General features: G+C 42.7%; 20 protein-coding genes. 8 read left to right on the forward strand and 12 right to left on the reverse strand.

Going from position 1 to position 15,517, the window contains the following annotated elements:
- The 12 genes from mgtE to HC723_RS07000 form a co-directional block, all read right to left on the reverse strand.
- On the reverse strand, positions 1-1,371 hold the full coding sequence (gene mgtE, locus HC723_RS06945) for a magnesium transporter (RefSeq protein WP_190338610.1): 1,371 nt from the start codon (positions 1,369-1,371) through the stop codon (positions 1-3).
- A gap of 151 nt (positions 1,372-1,522) precedes the next feature.
- A complete protein-coding gene (locus HC723_RS06950) occupies positions 1,523-1,798 on the reverse strand; it encodes an HPr family phosphocarrier protein (RefSeq protein ID WP_153448109.1) in 276 nt (91 codons plus the stop codon).
- Between the two features lie 41 nt (positions 1,799-1,839).
- On the reverse strand, positions 1,840-2,697 hold the full coding sequence (gene rapZ, locus HC723_RS06955) for an RNase adapter RapZ (RefSeq protein ID WP_190338646.1): 858 nt from the start codon (positions 2,695-2,697) through the stop codon (positions 1,840-1,842).
- Positions 2,698-2,750: 53 nt separating this feature from the next.
- The gene (ptsN, locus tag HC723_RS06960; RefSeq protein ID WP_190338611.1) at positions 2,751-3,197 is read right to left on the reverse strand and encodes a PTS IIA-like nitrogen regulatory protein PtsN; all 447 of its coding nucleotides are present in this window, start codon (positions 3,195-3,197) and stop codon (positions 2,751-2,753) included.
- Positions 3,198-3,199: 2 nt separating this feature from the next.
- Positions 3,200-3,487 carry a ribosome hibernation promoting factor gene (gene hpf / locus HC723_RS06965; protein WP_153446169.1) on the reverse strand — a complete coding sequence of 96 codons (288 nt, stop codon included), beginning with the start codon at positions 3,485-3,487 and terminating at the stop codon, positions 3,200-3,202.
- Between the two features lie 43 nt (positions 3,488-3,530).
- Positions 3,531-5,000, reverse strand: a complete 1,470-nt coding sequence (locus HC723_RS06970) for an RNA polymerase factor sigma-54 (RefSeq protein ID WP_153446171.1) — start codon at positions 4,998-5,000, stop codon at positions 3,531-3,533.
- A gap of 170 nt (positions 5,001-5,170) precedes the next feature.
- Positions 5,171-5,896 (reverse strand): LPS export ABC transporter ATP-binding protein, encoded by a 726-nt coding sequence (lptB, locus tag HC723_RS06975; RefSeq protein ID WP_153446173.1) that lies wholly within the window; start codon positions 5,894-5,896, stop codon positions 5,171-5,173.
- A gap of 1 nt (position 5,897) precedes the next feature.
- Positions 5,898-6,395 carry a lipopolysaccharide transport periplasmic protein LptA gene (gene lptA, locus HC723_RS06980; RefSeq protein WP_153446174.1) on the reverse strand — a complete coding sequence of 166 codons (498 nt, stop codon included), beginning with the start codon at positions 6,393-6,395 and terminating at the stop codon, positions 5,898-5,900.
- Complete coding sequence (gene lptC / locus HC723_RS06985; RefSeq protein ID WP_190338612.1) at positions 6,376-6,939, reverse strand: LPS export ABC transporter periplasmic protein LptC; 564 nt, start codon at positions 6,937-6,939, stop codon at positions 6,376-6,378. The genes lptA and lptC overlap by 20 nt, the downstream gene beginning before the upstream one ends.
- Positions 6,936-7,493, reverse strand: coding sequence for a 3-deoxy-manno-octulosonate-8-phosphatase KdsC (gene kdsC, locus HC723_RS06990; RefSeq protein ID WP_153446177.1), 558 nt, complete (start codon positions 7,491-7,493; stop codon positions 6,936-6,938). The genes lptC and kdsC overlap by 4 nt, the downstream gene beginning before the upstream one ends.
- A complete protein-coding gene (locus HC723_RS06995) occupies positions 7,493-8,464 on the reverse strand; it encodes a KpsF/GutQ family sugar-phosphate isomerase (protein WP_153446179.1) in 972 nt (323 codons plus the stop codon). Before HC723_RS06995 ends, kdsC begins: the two co-directional genes overlap by 1 nt.
- A 115-nt stretch (positions 8,465-8,579) precedes the next feature.
- Positions 8,580-9,548, reverse strand: a complete 969-nt coding sequence (locus tag HC723_RS07000) for a calcium/sodium antiporter (protein ID WP_153446181.1) — start codon at positions 9,546-9,548, stop codon at positions 8,580-8,582.
- A gap of 343 nt (positions 9,549-9,891) precedes the next feature.
- Between HC723_RS07000 and mlaF the strand changes: the two genes are divergently transcribed.
- The 8 genes from mlaF to HC723_RS07040 all read left to right on the forward strand — a co-directional run bounded on the left by mlaF (position 9,892) and on the right by HC723_RS07040 (position 15,496).
- Positions 9,892-10,692 (forward strand): phospholipid ABC transporter ATP-binding protein MlaF, encoded by an 801-nt coding sequence (gene mlaF, locus HC723_RS07005; protein ID WP_194704506.1) that lies wholly within the window; start codon positions 9,892-9,894, stop codon positions 10,690-10,692.
- A gap of 34 nt (positions 10,693-10,726) precedes the next feature.
- Positions 10,727-11,494 (forward strand): lipid asymmetry maintenance ABC transporter permease subunit MlaE, encoded by a 768-nt coding sequence (gene mlaE, locus HC723_RS07010; protein ID WP_407701692.1) that lies wholly within the window; start codon positions 10,727-10,729, stop codon positions 11,492-11,494.
- A gap of 64 nt (positions 11,495-11,558) precedes the next feature.
- The gene (mlaD, locus tag HC723_RS07015; RefSeq protein ID WP_153446185.1) at positions 11,559-12,044 is read left to right on the forward strand and encodes an outer membrane lipid asymmetry maintenance protein MlaD; all 486 of its coding nucleotides are present in this window, start codon (positions 11,559-11,561) and stop codon (positions 12,042-12,044) included.
- 19 nt (positions 12,045-12,063) lie between these two features.
- Positions 12,064-12,726, forward strand: coding sequence for an MlaC/ttg2D family ABC transporter substrate-binding protein (locus HC723_RS07020; RefSeq protein ID WP_153446186.1), 663 nt, complete (start codon positions 12,064-12,066; stop codon positions 12,724-12,726).
- Positions 12,726-13,043: an STAS domain-containing protein gene (locus HC723_RS07025; RefSeq protein ID WP_153446188.1), complete on the forward strand. Its 318-nt coding sequence runs from the start codon at positions 12,726-12,728 to the stop codon at positions 13,041-13,043. Before HC723_RS07020 ends, HC723_RS07025 begins: the two co-directional genes overlap by 1 nt.
- Positions 13,044-13,127: 84 nt before the next feature.
- The gene (gene ibaG / locus HC723_RS07030; protein WP_153446190.1) at positions 13,128-13,382 is read left to right on the forward strand and encodes a BolA family iron metabolism protein IbaG; all 255 of its coding nucleotides are present in this window, start codon (positions 13,128-13,130) and stop codon (positions 13,380-13,382) included.
- A 37-nt stretch (positions 13,383-13,419) separates the two neighbouring features.
- Entirely contained in the window at positions 13,420-14,676 is a 1,257-nt protein-coding gene (gene murA / locus HC723_RS07035; RefSeq protein ID WP_153446192.1) for a UDP-N-acetylglucosamine 1-carboxyvinyltransferase, read from the forward strand.
- Between the two features lie 94 nt (positions 14,677-14,770).
- Positions 14,771-15,496, forward strand: coding sequence for a 1-acylglycerol-3-phosphate O-acyltransferase (locus tag HC723_RS07040; protein ID WP_190338613.1), 726 nt, complete (start codon positions 14,771-14,773; stop codon positions 15,494-15,496).
- The last annotated feature ends 21 nt before the right edge of the window (positions 15,497-15,517 follow it).

Here is a 15,517-nt window from a genome sequence, read left to right on the forward strand (position 1 = left end):
TTAAATTAAATTCAGCTTAATCATCAAACTGGCTAAGCCTAAGAACGCCGACAAGCCCACCATATCGGTAACCGTCGTGAGCGCCATTCCTCCGGCCAGAGCAGGATCAATGTTCATCTTTTTGAGTAATATTGGAATACTTACCCCAGCAATACCGGCGGCTAATAGGTTGGCAAGCATAGCAACCGACATAATTAAGCCCAGCACAATACTGCCTTTCCATAGCATCACGATACCACCAATAATGATGGCCCATAAGATACCATTCAGCAGACCAATCGCGGCCTCTTTGAACAGTAAAGAGCGTTGGTTGGTGCTACCGATGTGACCCAAGGCTAAACCACGAATAACCAGCGCGACGGTTTGATTACCGGCCACACCACCCATTGATGGCACTATGGTCATTAATACCGCCACCGATGCCATTTGCGCTAATGTACCTTCAAACATATTCGATACCGATGCGGCGGCCAGTGCAGCCAGTACATTGGCACCGAGCCAGATACTACGCCGACGAACGGACTTTACTACAGGGGCAAAGGTATCTTCATCATCATCCAAACCCGCCATACTCATCATCGAGTGCTCGGCATCTTCACGGATAACATCGACCACATCATCGATGGTGATACGACCGACTAAGATCCCATTAGCATCGACCACAGGGGCAGAAACCCAATTACGACGTTCGAACAAACTGGCGACATCGGTATCACTGGTATCGACCGAAATAGCTTCATCCGCATCTTCCATAATATCGACGATCGGGGTGTCGGTTTGGGCGGTTAAGAGATCGGTTAAAGACAGATGTCCGGATAATTTGTTGTCACTGTCGACCACATAAAGTGCATCGGTATTTTCAGGTAATTCGCCTTTCATGCGCAAATAACGCAATACCACATCGACATCAACGTCACTACGAATGGTAATAACGTCGGTGTTCATTAACCCACCGGCAGAGTCTTCTGGGTAAGACAGTGCAGTTTCAACCCGTTGACGATCGGCGCTGTCCATTTGGTCAAGCACTTCACGCGAAATATCATCTGGCAGACTACGCAGTACATAAGCGACATCATCGGTATCCATGCCTTCAGTGGCTTCGGCCAGTTTTTCTGGCGCCATTTTGGATACGATATTATCTTTTATATCTTCCGACAGTTCGTCGAGGATCTCACCGTAATCTTCTGGATCAGTCAGTTGCCATAAAACATCACGGCTTTTATGTGGTGAGGCTTCGAGAAGATGGGCAATATCTTCTGGTTCCATATCCTGTAGTTGACGACGGACATGGACAAAACGACCTTCTTCGATCGCTTCGCTAACTTCTTGGAGGGTTTGGTGGGTGAGTTCAAACTCTAATTGTTCAGCCATGCAGTCCTCCAAAAAGAAAAATAAAAAGGTGAGGGGGGCCAAATAGTCGGCGACTTGTGAGCTGAATCTTAGCGTAATTGTGGTCGAATTGTCATTTCTTTCCTGCTGTTAGGTAAAAAAAATGAACCGGAATTAGATATCTTGGCGAGGTTTATTCATCTTCGTCGAATTTTTGTTCAATTAATCCACAAACCGCTTCCAGTGCTTGTGATGCTTGTGGGCCCTTGGCTTGAATCGTCACATGCTGACCTTGGGATGATTCGAGTAACAATAAGCCCATTACGCCATCGGCGATCACTTCTTTATCACCATTGCCGATCGTCACTTGCGCATCAAAACTTTGCGCGAGTTCAACTAATTTTATTGCCGCGCGAGCATGCAAACCTAATCGATTTTGGATGAGTACCGTTTGGCTACAAGACTCCATTTTAATGGAATTATTTGTGTGAGTGGTTTCATTGGTCGGCATTATCGATTTTTCTCAAGTGAAGTATGACGGATCTGAACTTGATGACCGAGGGCTTTAAAATGCTCGCCTAATTTTTGGGTGATATAAACCGAGCGATGTTTGCCACCAGTACAGCCGATAGCCACGGTTAAGTAACTGCGATTGTTTTTCTCAAGTAAGGGTAACCACTGACTAATAAATTGTTCAATGCTGTTGTTTAGATCTAATACGTCCGGCTGAGCTTCAAGGAATTCAATGATAGGTTGATCTAAGCCAGTGAGGGGGCGTAACTCTGGCAACCAATGAGGATTGGGCAAAAAGCGCACATCAAAGACATAATCAGCGTCATTAGGCAGGCCAAATTTAAAGCCAAATGATTCAAATACCATTACCAGATCTTTTGATTCTCGGCCTTGAACGCGGATCCGAACCGTTTCGCTCAGTTCGTGCAGAGACAGGTTACTGCTGTCTAACACCAAATCAGCTTCTTCTTTTAAATTAAGTAACAGGTTTTTTTCTAGCTCAATCGCTTGTTCGAGTGAGCGCTGTTCGCCGAGGATAGAAAGAGGGTGTAAACGTCGGGTTTCACTATAACGTTTTAATAAGGTTTCGGCATTGGCATCTAAAAACAGCACATTAACATCATGGGTTTGTTTTAGTTGTTGGAGTGTGAGAGAGACTTCGGTTGGATCTTGCGGTAAGTTGCGGATATCAATGCTGACCGCGACATTTTGTTCGCTACTTCTTACCGAGGCAACAAATTCATCCAGCAAGTTTACTGGCAAGTTATCAACACAATAATAACCAAGATCTTCCAGTACTCGTAAGGCGACACTTTTGCCTGCACCAGATTGACCGCTGACCACAATAATACGCATATTACTGCTGTGTTCATTGTTCACATCCGGATGATGAGATTCGCTTTGCATGATTAACCTTGCATCATTATGTCGTAGAGTTCTTGATCGGACTGAGCGTGACGCAGTTGTTTTAGCGTCGCTTTGTCATTAAGTTTTTCTGCCATCAGTGCCAATGTTTTTAAATGTGTTTTGCATTGTGCATCAGGGACTAATAACGCAAAAAGGATATCCACTGGGCGGTTATCTATAGCGTCAAAATCAATTGGTTGTTCACATTGTAGTAGGACGGCAATTGCTTGATCGCTGTCTAAAATACGGCCGTGCGGGATGGCGATACCATTACCTATGCCAGTGGTGCCAACCTTTTCTCGGTTTAGCATACACTCGAATAAGTAAGTAGAGTCGAGGCCAATGCGAGTGGCAGCCAGTTCGCTGATCAACTCTAAAGCGCGTTTTTTACTGGTACACTGGACTGCGCTTTTGCTGCAGTCCAGAGAAAGTACTTCATTTAATTGCATAGTTAGTGATTACTCAGTTTCTCTTTGTGTTTGTTTAATTGACGGCTCAGTTTATCGACCAATTCATCAATTGAAGCATACATGTTTTCATTTTGTGATGAGGCGTGTATTTCTCCACCATTGACGTGTAAGGTCGCCTCTGCAATTTGTTGTTGTTTCTCCACCCGCAATACGACATGGGTATTGTTTATATGTTCAAAGAATCGCTCTAGCTTTTGAAACTTAGTATTCACGTAGTCGTTGAGTGCATCTGTTAGATCGACATGGTGTCCGGTAATATTCATTTGCATAGACATTTCCTTTTGTTTGCCGGTGTTATGAGAAATTAATTATCTACATCAGTCGCTTCCGTTGACTTGAAGGGGCAATGTGAAGCGATTCTCGGTATTTAGCAACGGTACGGCGTGCGACTTGAATACCTTGCGCGACTAATAGGGTCGCAATTTTATTGTCACTTAATGGCTTCTTAGTGTCTTCTTCTGCCACCAGTTTTTTGATCAGTGCGCGAATGGCGGTCGATGAACATTCGCCGCCCGCTTCGGTACTGACATGGCTTGAGAAGAAATACTTCAATTCAAAAATACCACGCGGGGTATGCATGTATTTTTGGGTGGTGACGCGTGAAATGGTGGATTCATGCATATCAACATCGAGTGCGATATCATTGAGCACCATAGGTTTCATCGCTTCCTCACCATACTCAAAGAAATCTTGTTGATGTTCAACAATACAACGTGCGACTTTGAGCAAGGTCTCATTTCTGCTTTCTAAACTTTTAATTAACCATTTAGCTTCTTGAGTATGGGCGCGAATGTATTGGCTGTCTGGGTTATTGCCTTTAGCCATTGCCGCATACTGCTGATTCACCTTTAAGCGTGGCACACTGTCGGGGTTTATGGAAACCGTCCACTTACCTTTTTCTTTAAAAACCGACACATCCGGCACAACGTATTCGGTATCATCGGGTGTGATGCTATTACCTGGGCGAGGATCGAGCTGTTGGATCAGTTGCAATACCTGCTTTAATTCATCTTCTTTTAATTTGGTATCGCGATAAATCAGTCGATAATCTCGATTGCCAAGTTGATCGATATGCTGTTCCAGTAGCATCTTGGCTTGAGTTAACCAAGGGGTATCTTGAGGAAAAGTGGCCAGTTGTAATAATAAACATTCTTGTAGATTGCGTGAGGCGACACCTAGCGGATCAAATTGTTGGATCCGCTTTAATACTGCCGTGATCTCATCGATTTCAATTTCTATGTCGCCTAAGCTTTGTTGAATATCTTCAAGAGACTCGGTCAGATAGCCGAAATTATCGAGACCATCTAAAATCGCGTAAGCAATAGTGCGATCGGTTTCACTAAAAGGGGTAAGCTCTAATTGCCAAGCAAGATAATCATGCAAGGTTTCGGTGGTTTCGCCTTGGTAGATAGGTAATTCAGCTTCCGAACTTATGCCTGTGCTGCCAGTATTGGCGCTGTAGATATCTTCCCAACTGGCGTCAATAGCAAGATCTTCGCTAATATTGGATTGTTCAAATTGTTCTGAACTGTCCGGCACTTCGGCTTCGTTGAATTCACTCTCGCTGGTGGTAGCGGATTCTGACTCAGGGCTTGATGGTGTGCTTTCTTCGTTACGGTCTTCTTGTGGCTCTTCCACTTCAAGCAACGGATTTGAGTCGAGCGCTTGTTGGATCTCTTGTTGCAAATCGAGCGTGGATAATTGCAATAAGCGGATCGCTTGCTGCAATTGAGGTGTCATGGTGAGACTTTGACTAAATTTAAGCTGTAATGAAGACTTCATACAATGTCCAGCGCCTTAATAATAGAGTCTCGGTAGCTAAATGTTAGGTGCTAAGTCGTTAAGTACCTAAGTTAAGAAGCTAAGGAAAGTACCATCCTTGATACTTGAGTTGTCGCGATGCTGTTGATTAGCAGAGTTGAGATAAACAGCCTATTAACAAAATAAACCGCCTATAAGCGGAAATCTTCACCTAAGTATACTTTTTTCACTTGCGCGTTATTTAGCACTTCTTCTGGTGTACCATTAGCGATTAAATGCCCTTGGCTCACAATATAAGCATGCTCACACACATCCAACGTTTCACGTACGTTATGGTCGGTGATTAATACACCCAGACCACGGTCACGTAAGTGCTGAATGATCTTCTTGATATCAATAACCGAAATCGGATCGACACCAGCAAAGGGTTCGTCCAATAAGATGAATTGAGGGTTAGCGGCTAATGCGCGTGCAATTTCAACACGGCGACGTTCGCCACCAGAGAGTGCCATACCTGCACTTTTACGAATATGTTGAATACTAAATTCGTTTAATAGATCTTCGAGTCGGTCTTGTTTTTCTTCGCGAGTCAGTTCTTTACGTGTTTGAAGTACCGCTAAGATATTATCTTCAACTGATAATTTTCGAAAAATAGAGGCTTCTTGAGGTAAGTAACCAATCCCCATGCGAGAGCGTTGATGCATAGGTAAAATGCTGATGTCTTCACCATCAATACTAATGGTGCCTTCGTCACGAGACACTAATCCCACTATCATATAAAAAGAGGTGGTTTTACCCGCGCCATTAGGGCCGAGTAAACCGACAATTTGCCCTGATTTTACTTCAAGACCCACATCACTGACGACTTTTCGGTTGCCATAGGTCTTAGCTAATTTTTCAGCTTTTAGCATTGCCATATTATTTAGTACCTACTTGATCGGGTTGCAAAACGGTGGATACACGTTGTCCATCACCACTATCGGCGGTAAGGTTTTGAGCTTTAATCAGATAAGTGATCACTTTACCTTTAATCACGCTATCATCTTGGTGCAGTTCGGCATTGGTGGTCATGATCAGTTTATCGGTCTTGACGTTATATACTAAGGTGTTGGCTTGTCCTTTGAGTAACTTGCCATCATCGGTTTTTTGTGAAAAATGCGATGGTTTGCCATAGCCTTGTAATTCTTCAAGTTGCTGAGTTTTGCTATTACGGATCACGATCAGCTTATCCGCGGTTAAATGAATACTGCCTTGGTCAAGCTCAACATTACCAGTAAACGTCACTTTATTGGTGTTCATATCTAGATGTTGCTTATCCGATTTGATATGAATGGGTTGATGTTGATCGCTGGTCAGCGCCCAAGATGCGTTTGGGATTAATAAGCAAATAAATAAACTAAGGTGTGAGAGTTTCATACTTACCCTGTACTTGGTTAAACAGCGTGGCAATATTGGATTTGAAGTTGCCTTCTAATGCATTGCCGCTATTAGTAAATTGTGGTCCAATCATGAAAACTTTAGTGTCGCTTGAGAAATCTTTACTTTTCAGGTCAATCAACATTTTTTCGGTGTTCATGGTATCAAAACTGGAATCTGGTAGATGGTTTTTAGCCACCACATGCCCGATCAGTGTGAGCTTATGATCTTTATCCAATACCGCAGTATCTGAGTTTACCACCCATTCAACTATTTTACCTTGTTGGTAAATGGTGAGGACCGGCTTATGAAATACGGTGTCGCCACTCTGGGCATAATTCTCGAGGGTGACTGCATAAATTTTATAGTCCCGCGTGCCTTCAAGATTATATTTGACCGAGTTTAAGTCATTACTGGTAAATAATGGATGCTCTTTATCTAAAGTGATCTGGGTTGAATCGCTTGAGGATTTTTGATACAGGTAGTAACCGGAACCACAGGCAATGATGATCAAAATTAAATACATGAGCCGCGAAAAACTCATATGCTTTGCCCTTGGTAGGTTTCGAGTTCATCTCTGGCTTGTAAAATAAGATCGCATACTTCACGCACTGCGCCATGACCACCATTAATATGGGTCACATAGTTGGCGCGTTGAACCAATAGTGGATGCCCATCAGCAACGCTCACTTTTAATGCTACTTTCTCCATTACCGGCCAATCAATCAAATCGTCACCAATGTAGCCAACTTGTTCTGGCTGCAGATTTAGTTTGTCCATGATGTCTTGATAGGCGACGAGTTTATTGTCTTGCCCTTGATAGATGAGTTTAATGCCTAACGCTTGCATGCGATTTTCAACAATTTGAGATTGTCTGCCGGTAATGATCGCGATTTCAATTCCCGCTTGCATTAACGACTTAACCCCGTAACCATCACGAGTGTGAAAAGTTTTGAATTCTTCGCCTTGATTGCCCATGTACACTAAACCATCGGAAAAGACGCCATCAACATCGCAAATCAATAGTTTGATCTGTTTTGCGATCGCGAGGATCTGATTTGAAGCTTGTCCATATGGGGTGAGAGTCATAGAACTCATTACATTACTCCGGCTTTTAATAGGTCGTGCATATTCAGCGCTCCAACTAATTTACCATCTTGACATAGCATTAATCCATTAATGCTTTTTTCTTGCATCATGTTTAGCCCTTCAACCGCCAGTAAATTTGGATTGGCTACGGTTGGTTTTGCGTTCATTACTTGATCTATGGTCGTAGTATGAATATCGATACGTTGATCAAGTAGGCGACGTAAATCCCCATCAGTAAAAATACCCAATAGGGTCATATCAGCTTCAACCACCGCCGTCATACCTAATCCTTTTTGGGAGACTTCAAGCAAGGCATCACGGATTAGTGCGTCTTTAGATACGGTTGGCAACATGTTACCAGTGTGCATAATATCGGTGAGTTTTAATAATAACTTACGACCTAACGCGCCGCCAGGGTGAGAAAGGGCGAAATCTTCGGAAGTAAATCCGCGCGCTTTCATGAGCGCGATGGCTAAGGCATCGCCCATCACTAAGGTGGCAGTGGTGCTGGTGGTTGGGGCTAAATCGAGCGGGCAAGCTTCTTCGGGCACGGTGATTTGCAGATTAATATCGGCCAGTTTCGCCATGTTAGATTCAGGTTTGCCAGTCATGCTGATAATTTTGATATTACGACGCAGCAGCACTGGGTAAAGCGAGAGAATTTCAGATGATTCACCAGAATTTGAAATCGCGATCACAATATCATTGCTGCCAATCATACCGAGATCGCCGTGACTGGCTTCACCGGGATGAACAAAAAACGCCGAGGTGCCTGTGCTGGCAAGAGTGGCCGCAATCTTGTTACCGATATGACCCGATTTTCCCATCCCCATGACTACAACTTTGCCGTCGTTATTCAAAATTAACTCGCAAGCCTGAGCAAAGTGGCTATCAAAATATTGAGCTAGTTGGGTTAACCCTGCCAGTTCAATCGCAAGAACGTCGTTAGCGGCAGCGCAGTAATCAAATGAAGTCGACATGAACACAATCCTAAAAATAATTCAAAGTAGGGAGATCCCTTTGTTACTTAAAGCCGCGTCAAGCTAGGCCTAGTAAAATGGGGAAACTGTCACAAGAGAAATTGCTGTTACTTTATCATGCTCCAACATTGTAAAAAAGGTAACCTTGATAAGCTAAAAAGCAGGTGAACAATATTGCGCCTTCAATACGATTAATAGTACGTGATTTTCCGAGCACCATGATCACGAGTAATACCGAAACACCCAGCATAACCCAAAAATCTCGGCTCATAATGTGTTCGCTGATTGCCGAAGGATGGATTAAGGCTGGTATACCCATTACCGCAAGAATATTAAAGATATTTGAGCCGATGATGTTACCCACCGCCATATCATCTTCACCTTTCATCACACCGGCAATTGATGCTGCTAATTCAGGAAGGCTAGTACCAATCGCAATGATGGTTAAACCAATCACCAGATCACTCATACCAAAATATTTAGCAATAACCACAGCATTATCAACTACTAAATTTGATGAGACGAGTAATAAGACTAATCCGACTACCACCCAGAACAGCGCTTTTTTATTATCGACCCCTTCAGGGATTTCTGATTCTTGTTGTTCAATTAATACGTCATTGGTTAGCTTTTCGTTTTTACTGATCCGTAACATCATTAAAATGAAGCCAATAAATAATACAACTAATGCAATACCTTCATAAAAGCTGAGGTAATTATCCCATAAGATAAAGCCAGAAATAACGGTGACGCCCATCATGAGTGGCAGTTCGCGACGTAAAATAGTTGAACCAATCAATAACGGCTTGATTAGTGCGGTAATACCTAAAATTAACGCAATATTAGCAATGTTCGAACCCAGTACATTACCAATTGCAGTATCGGTTTTACCTGCTAATGCTGCCGCACCCGAAACCATCATTTCAGGCGCTGAAGAGCCCATAGCTAAAATGGTCATACCGATAACCAATGGTGAAATACCCATATTTTTAGCTACAGCCGCTGAGCCATATACGAGTTTATCAGCACTCCACACTAACAATGCTAAGCCAAAAATAAGTAATCCAATCGCAGTGAATAACATGTTTTTTCCTGTAATAAATAGAATTATGTTGTGGTACACCGACTCTAATTGACATTACGCTTCAATAAAATTCAGCATAAAAGCAGTGTTTTGGGGTATTAAATTAGGATTAAATCATAAAGCGCGATTCTGACGTTTAGCGCTTCTAAATGGAAGTGTTTGTAGGTATTTATTCATAATTTATTGTAAATAGGGATTAAAACCTGATACCGGTAGCAAAAATGACTGGCTGACCTAGATTGCAGTGTTAATACACAAACGTGCAGATTACTTTGAATTCAAGCACTGATCACTTATGATGCTTGAGTGTATTGCATTTGTTATTACTTATACAGAGGTCATTATGGAAGATGATTTAATATCCATTCGGTCGATGACCTTTCGTCGTCAACAGCGAGTAATTTTTGATGATATTAGTTTGTCGATCCCCAAAGGAAAGATCACCGCCATCATGGGGCCTTCTGGTATAGGTAAAACCACCTTATTGCGTTTAATTGGCGGGCAAGTGTTGCCTGAAAGTGGGGATATCGACTTTGCTGGCGATAACATCCCGCAATTATCCCGTTCTGAATTATATCGCGTGCGCAAAAAAATGAGCATGTTGTTTCAATCGGGAGCGCTGTTTACCGACATGAGCGTTTTTGATAATGTGGCCTTCCCATTGCGTGAGCATACTGAATTATCCGATGATTTAATCCGAACATTGGTATTACTGAAACTAGAAGCAGTAGGTTTGCGTGGCGCGGCTGAATTAATGCCGAGTGAGCTGTCGGGCGGTATGGCAAGACGCGCCGCACTCGCTCGTGCCATTGCACTCGACCCTGAACTGATCATGTATGACGAGCCTTTTGCTGGACAAGATCCCATCGCAATGGCGGTGCTGGTGGCGCTGATCCAAAGTTTAAATCATGCATTAGGCATTACTTCTGTGGTGGTCTCACACGATGTACCTGAAGTGATGAGCATTGCCGATCATGTCTACTTACTGGCCAATGGCAAAGTGATTGCTCAAGGTTCGCCGCAGCAACTGAGAAATATGGAAGATGAACGTGTTCAGCAGTTTTTAACCGGCAAAGAAGATGGTCCGGTTCCGTTTCATTTCCCCGCCCCGTCACTACAAAAGGATTTATTTGAGCGTGAATAAACCCAAGAAAAATAATAATCGACAGCTTGATTGGATCGCCGATTTAGGGGCCAACAGCCTGCAGTTTTGTCAGTCAGTAGGGCGCGCGTCATTAATGCTGTATGGTGCATTGTGCAGTCGACCTCAGTTTAAAAAAAGTTTTCCGCTATTGATTAAGCAATTGTATGTGATTGGCGTGCAGTCATTGGCGATTATCATGGTGTCGGGATTATTTATCGGTATGGTGTTGAGCCTGCAAGGTTATGTAATTTTAGTGGATTATGGAGCAGAAGGTAATCTTGGACAAATGGTGGCGCTGTCTTTATTGCGTGAACTTGGCCCTGTGGTGACCGCATTATTGTTTGCTGGTCGTGCTGGCTCAGCTTTAACCGCTGAAATAGGTTTAATGAAAGCAACCGAGCAACTCTCTAGCCTTGAAATGATGGCAATAGACCCTCTAAAACGAGTGATCGCGCCACGTTTTTGGGCCGGAGTGATCTCAATGCCATTACTGGCGATGATTTTTATGGCGGTCGGTATTTGGGGCGGTCAGATTGTCGGAGTGGATTGGAAAGGGATTGATGCTGGCAGTTATTGGTCTGCGATGCAATCGGCGGTCAATTTAGGCCATGACATTGGCAATAGCGTAATTAAATGTATTGCTTTCGCGATCACTATTATTTGGATCGCGTTATTTAATGGCTACGATTGTGTACCGACTTCGGAAGGGATCAGCCGCGCCACAACTCGTACCGTGGTGCATTCATCTTTAGCAGTATTAGGGCTAGACTTTATATTAACCGCGTTGATGTTCGGTAATTAATGTTAGGTAATTAATCGCTTGGTTTTACCGTGTAGGGATAGAACATAAATGATGGAAAAGGATTATGGATAAAAATCGTCGGATTGAGTTATGGGTAGGCTGTTTTGTGTTAGGCGCAATATTGGCTATTTTAGTGATGGTGTTTAAAGTCGCCAATGTGACCAGTATTGGACCCAGTGATAGCTATACCTTAAAAGCCAACTTTGACAATATTGGTAACTTGAAAGTGCGCTCGCCAGTCAAAGTGGGCGGGGTTGTGGTGGGGCGAGTCAGTGATATTAGTTTAGACACCGAGCAATATATTCCGGTAGTGAGCATGACAATTGGCAGACAATTTGGTCAGTATCCAGAAACCTCCAGCGCACAGATTTTAACTTCAGGCCTTATTGGCGAGCAATACATCAGTTTAGTTCCTGGGTTTTCAATGGACGGTATTGCGATGCTTGATAACAATGATTTTGTGGAAGATACAAAATCGGCATTAGTATTAGAAGATCTGATCGGCCAAATGCTGTATAGCGTAAAAGGGTCGGATTCAGATAAAAAATAAAGTCATTAGAGAAGGAGTCATGATGAAAGGGATAACTAAAATAATTGCGCTGCTGGTATTCGCGTTAGCCAGTGTTAACTTACAGGCAAAAACTGTCGAAACTAAAGCAATCGACACCAGCGATCCGTATCAAATGATGCATCAAGTGGCAGAAATTACTTTTGCGCGCTTAAAAGCTGAGCAAACTCAAATTCATAACGATCCTAATCATTTAAAAATGATTGTTGATGAAGAAATGATGCCTTATGTTAATTATCAATACGCGGCATTAAAGTTATTAGGGCCAAACTTACGCGGTGCGGATAAACAGGAAGTAGGCGCATTTATTGAAGAGTTTCGGGCCTATTTAATTACCTCTTATGCTCAAGTACTCACTCAATACAGCGATCAAAAAATTCAATTTGAACAAGCTCAAACCATTGCTGAAGATCGCCGCGTGGTGAATGTTCGGGTGGAAATTATTGATCGTTCACGTCCAAATATTAAACTGGATTTCACATTATTGAAAAATAGAAAAAACGGTGACTGGAAAGCGTATGATATGACCGCTGAAGGCATTAGTTTATTGTCGAGTAAACAATCGGAATGGAATACTAAAATTCGTCAAGATGGCATTCCTGCGGTAACTAAAGAGTTAACCGAGTTAGCTAAAAAAGATATTACTTTTGAGGCTAAGAAGTAATGAATCATCCACAGTGGTTGCCACATGATGATCATAGCGCGTCACTTAGCGGTGAACTGACTCGTGACCATATTCCTGCGTTGTGGCAGCAATTTCAGGGCTGGCAGCCGCCCAATTCATCGTTTCAAGTGTGTTTAAAATCGGTTAAACGCGTCGATTCTGCTGGTATGGTCATGTTAATTCACTTAATTGAGCATGCAAAACGACAAAATTGTCATATAATGCTGACTTTCATGCCCGAACAACTGAAAACTTTGTTTGAGTTGAGTAATATAGACGACCTATTTTCACAAAATATTGATAGCCGACTTATTTAACATAAAGAGCCAGCTTTACCACAGAACTGTAATTTTATGTGAATAATAGATGAATCGGTTAGACTAAACACGGTAGGAAACATAATGGACATTATTCAAGTTAAACAAATTTTAGATGACGCGCTCGCATTACAAGAGATCCATGTGAAAGGCGAAGGCAGTCATTATGAAGTGGTTGCCGTCGATCCAACCTTCGAAAATATGAGTCGAGTGAAGAAACAACAATTAATTTACGCTCCGCTGATGGAGTTTATCCAAAGAAATGATATTCATGCGGTATCAATCAAAGCGTATACGCCTACAGAGTGGGCGCGTGATAAAAAATTGATGTCGTTATAATACGTCTTTGAAGCATAAGAAATAATCAAGGTTTTTAATGGAAAAGTTTAAAGTACATGGCTCAGGCCCGCTGCAAGGCGAAGTGACTATCTCTGGCGCTAAAAACGCCGCACTACCAATTTTATTTGCTGCCATTTTGTCCGAAGGTTTGGTTGAAGTGTCTAATGTTCCTGCTTTACGTGATATCGACACCAGTATGGAGCTATTAAAGCGCCTAGGTGCCGAGGTGTCGCGTGAAGGCGAAACCATCTTGGTTAATTCTGGTCCAATTAATGAATATTGTGCGCCTTATGACTTAGTTAAAACGATGCGAGCTTCTATTTGGGCGTTAGGTCCATTAGTGGCACGTTTTGGTAAAGGTCAAGTTTCACTTCCTGGTGGTTGTGCGATTGGTGCCCGCCCAGTTGATCTGCATATCCATGGTTTAGAGCAACTTGGTGCAACCATTATTCTTGAAGATGGTTATGTGAAAGCCGAAGTCGATGGTCGCTTAAAAGGCGCACATGTTGTGATGGATAAAGTCTCAGTTGGCGCGACCATTACTGTGATGAGTGCAGCAACATTAGCTGAAGGTACGACGGTACTTGAAAACGCCGCTCGTGAACCAGAAATCGAAGATACCGCTGCTTTCCTAAACGCACTTGGCGCTAAAATTACTGGCGCAGGGACTGGCACGATCACCATCGAAGGGGTTGAACGCTTAAACGGTGGTAAACATACCGTTGTTGCTGACCGCATTGAAACCGGTACTTTCCTAGTAGCAGCTGCAGTTTCTGGCGGTAAAGTGAAATGCTTAAATACTAAAGCATCATTACTTGAAGCGGTTTTAGCTAAGCTTGAAGAAGCGGGCGCTAAAGTTGAATCGGGTGAAGACTGGATTAGCTTAGATATGACAGGGCGTGAATTAAAAGCGGTCACTATTCGCACGGCGCCTCATCCTGGCTTCCCAACCGATATGCAAGCGCAATTCACCTTATTGAATATGATGGCGAAAGGCGGTGGTGTGATCACTGAAACCATCTTTGAAAATCGTTTTATGCATGTACCAGAATTAATGCGCATGGGTGCTAAAGCGGATGTCGAAGGTAATACTGTGATTTGTGGCGATACTGAGTACCTAACAGGCGCTCAAGTAATGGCAACCGATCTACGCGCTTCGGCTAGCCTTGTGATTGCTGGTTGTATTGCTAAAGGCGAAACTCTTGTTGACCGTATTTATCATATCGATCGTGGTTATGATCGTATTGAAAATAAATTAAACAAATTAGGGGCTAATATCGAGCGCTTTAAATAAAAAACAGCGTCGATGTTATACTCTGGATTAAGAAGCTGAAGTCTTAAGATTTCAGCTTTTTTATTTAGGAAATAAATGTGATTGGAGAACTCAAATGATTGCTTTACTGCGTATTATTGCTGTAGCGATTTTTGCTGTATTGATGTTTATTATCGGTTGTGGTTATTGCTTATTTAGCCCGCGCAACCCTCGCCATGTCTTTACCTTTGGCCGTATGTTTGGTCGTATGTCGAAGGTGTTTGGTATTACGCTTGAGCTAAGAATGCCAGATGACGCTTATGAGCGAGATCAGCACATTTATTTAGGTAACCATCAAAATAATTGGGATTTATTTACCATTTCATCCGCATTAACGCCAAATGTAGTAACAGTCGGTAAAAAAAGTTTAGTGTGGCTACCATTGTTTGGTCAGTTGTATTGGATCACTGGCAACATCTTGATCGACCGATCTAATCGAACCAAAGCAATGGGCACAATTGGTCAAGTCGCGGAGCAAATTAAAAAGAAAAAAGTGTCGGTATGGATGTTTCCTGAAGGAACTCGCTCGCGCGGACGCGGTTTACTGCCTTTTAAAACCGGCGCATTCCATGCTGCAATTGCAGCGCAAGTTCCTATTGTCCCTATCGTATGTAGTAGTACCGATAAAATTAAACTGAACCGTTGGAATAATGGTCATGTGATTGTCGAAATGCTGCCACCAATCAGTGTAGAAGGTTACGATAAAGAGAATGTTCGTCAATTGCTTAAAGAATGTCGTAATCAAATGAAAGATAAATTAGAGCAATTAGATAACGAAGTGGTAGAGCTTAACGCCAAGTAAGAACAGAAGTAAAATACCTTT

Source organism: Vibrio sp. S11_S32 (genome assembly GCF_014694465.1).
In the GTDB taxonomy this organism is placed as follows: Bacteria; Pseudomonadota; Gammaproteobacteria; order Enterobacterales; family Vibrionaceae; genus Vibrio; species Vibrio algicola.

What these genes read in the sequence shown, in the direction of transcription:
- HC723_RS07000 (WP_153446181.1), bottom strand. Translation starts at nt 9,548, where the DNA reads ATGTTATTCACTGCGATTGGATTACTTATTTTTGGCTTAGCATTGTTA.
- HC723_RS06950 (WP_153448109.1), bottom strand. Translation starts at nt 1,798, where the DNA reads ATGGAGTCTTGTAGCCAAACGGTACTCATCCAAAATCGATTAGGTTTG.
- HC723_RS06970 (WP_153446171.1), bottom strand. Translation starts at nt 5,000, where the DNA reads ATGAAGTCTTCATTACAGCTTAAATTTAGTCAAAGTCTCACCATGACA.
- HC723_RS07020 (WP_153446186.1), top strand. Translation starts at nt 12,064, where the DNA reads ATGATGAAAGGGATAACTAAAATAATTGCGCTGCTGGTATTCGCGTTA.
- rapZ (WP_190338646.1), bottom strand. Translation starts at nt 2,697, where the DNA reads ATGCGTATTATTGTGGTCAGCGGTCAATCTGGTGCAGGCAAAAGTGTC.
- lptA (WP_153446174.1), bottom strand. Translation starts at nt 6,395, where the DNA reads ATGAAACTCTCACACCTTAGTTTATTTATTTGCTTATTAATCCCAAAC.
- mlaF (WP_194704506.1), top strand. Translation starts at nt 9,892, where the DNA reads ATGGAAGATGATTTAATATCCATTCGGTCGATGACCTTTCGTCGTCAA.
- mgtE (WP_190338610.1), bottom strand. Translation starts at nt 1,371, where the DNA reads ATGGCTGAACAATTAGAGTTTGAACTCACCCACCAAACCCTCCAAGAA.
- HC723_RS06995 (WP_153446179.1), bottom strand. Translation starts at nt 8,464, where the DNA reads ATGTCGACTTCATTTGATTACTGCGCTGCCGCTAACGACGTTCTTGCG.
- kdsC (WP_153446177.1), bottom strand. Translation starts at nt 7,493, where the DNA reads ATGAGTTCTATGACTCTCACCCCATATGGACAAGCTTCAAATCAGATC.
- HC723_RS07025 (WP_153446188.1), top strand. Translation starts at nt 12,726, where the DNA reads ATGAATCATCCACAGTGGTTGCCACATGATGATCATAGCGCGTCACTT.
- lptB (WP_153446173.1), bottom strand. Translation starts at nt 5,896, where the DNA reads ATGGCAATGCTAAAAGCTGAAAAATTAGCTAAGACCTATGGCAACCGA.
- ibaG (WP_153446190.1), top strand. Translation starts at nt 13,128, where the DNA reads ATGGACATTATTCAAGTTAAACAAATTTTAGATGACGCGCTCGCATTA.
- ptsN (WP_190338611.1), bottom strand. Translation starts at nt 3,197, where the DNA reads ATGCAATTAAATGAAGTACTTTCTCTGGACTGCAGCAAAAGCGCAGTC.
- hpf (WP_153446169.1), bottom strand. Translation starts at nt 3,487, where the DNA reads ATGCAAATGAATATTACCGGACACCATGTCGATCTAACAGATGCACTC.
- HC723_RS07040 (WP_190338613.1), top strand. Translation starts at nt 14,771, where the DNA reads ATGATTGCTTTACTGCGTATTATTGCTGTAGCGATTTTTGCTGTATTG.
- mlaD (WP_153446185.1), top strand. Translation starts at nt 11,559, where the DNA reads ATGGATAAAAATCGTCGGATTGAGTTATGGGTAGGCTGTTTTGTGTTA.
- murA (WP_153446192.1), top strand. Translation starts at nt 13,420, where the DNA reads ATGGAAAAGTTTAAAGTACATGGCTCAGGCCCGCTGCAAGGCGAAGTG.
- lptC (WP_190338612.1), bottom strand. Translation starts at nt 6,939, where the DNA reads ATGAGTTTTTCGCGGCTCATGTATTTAATTTTGATCATCATTGCCTGT.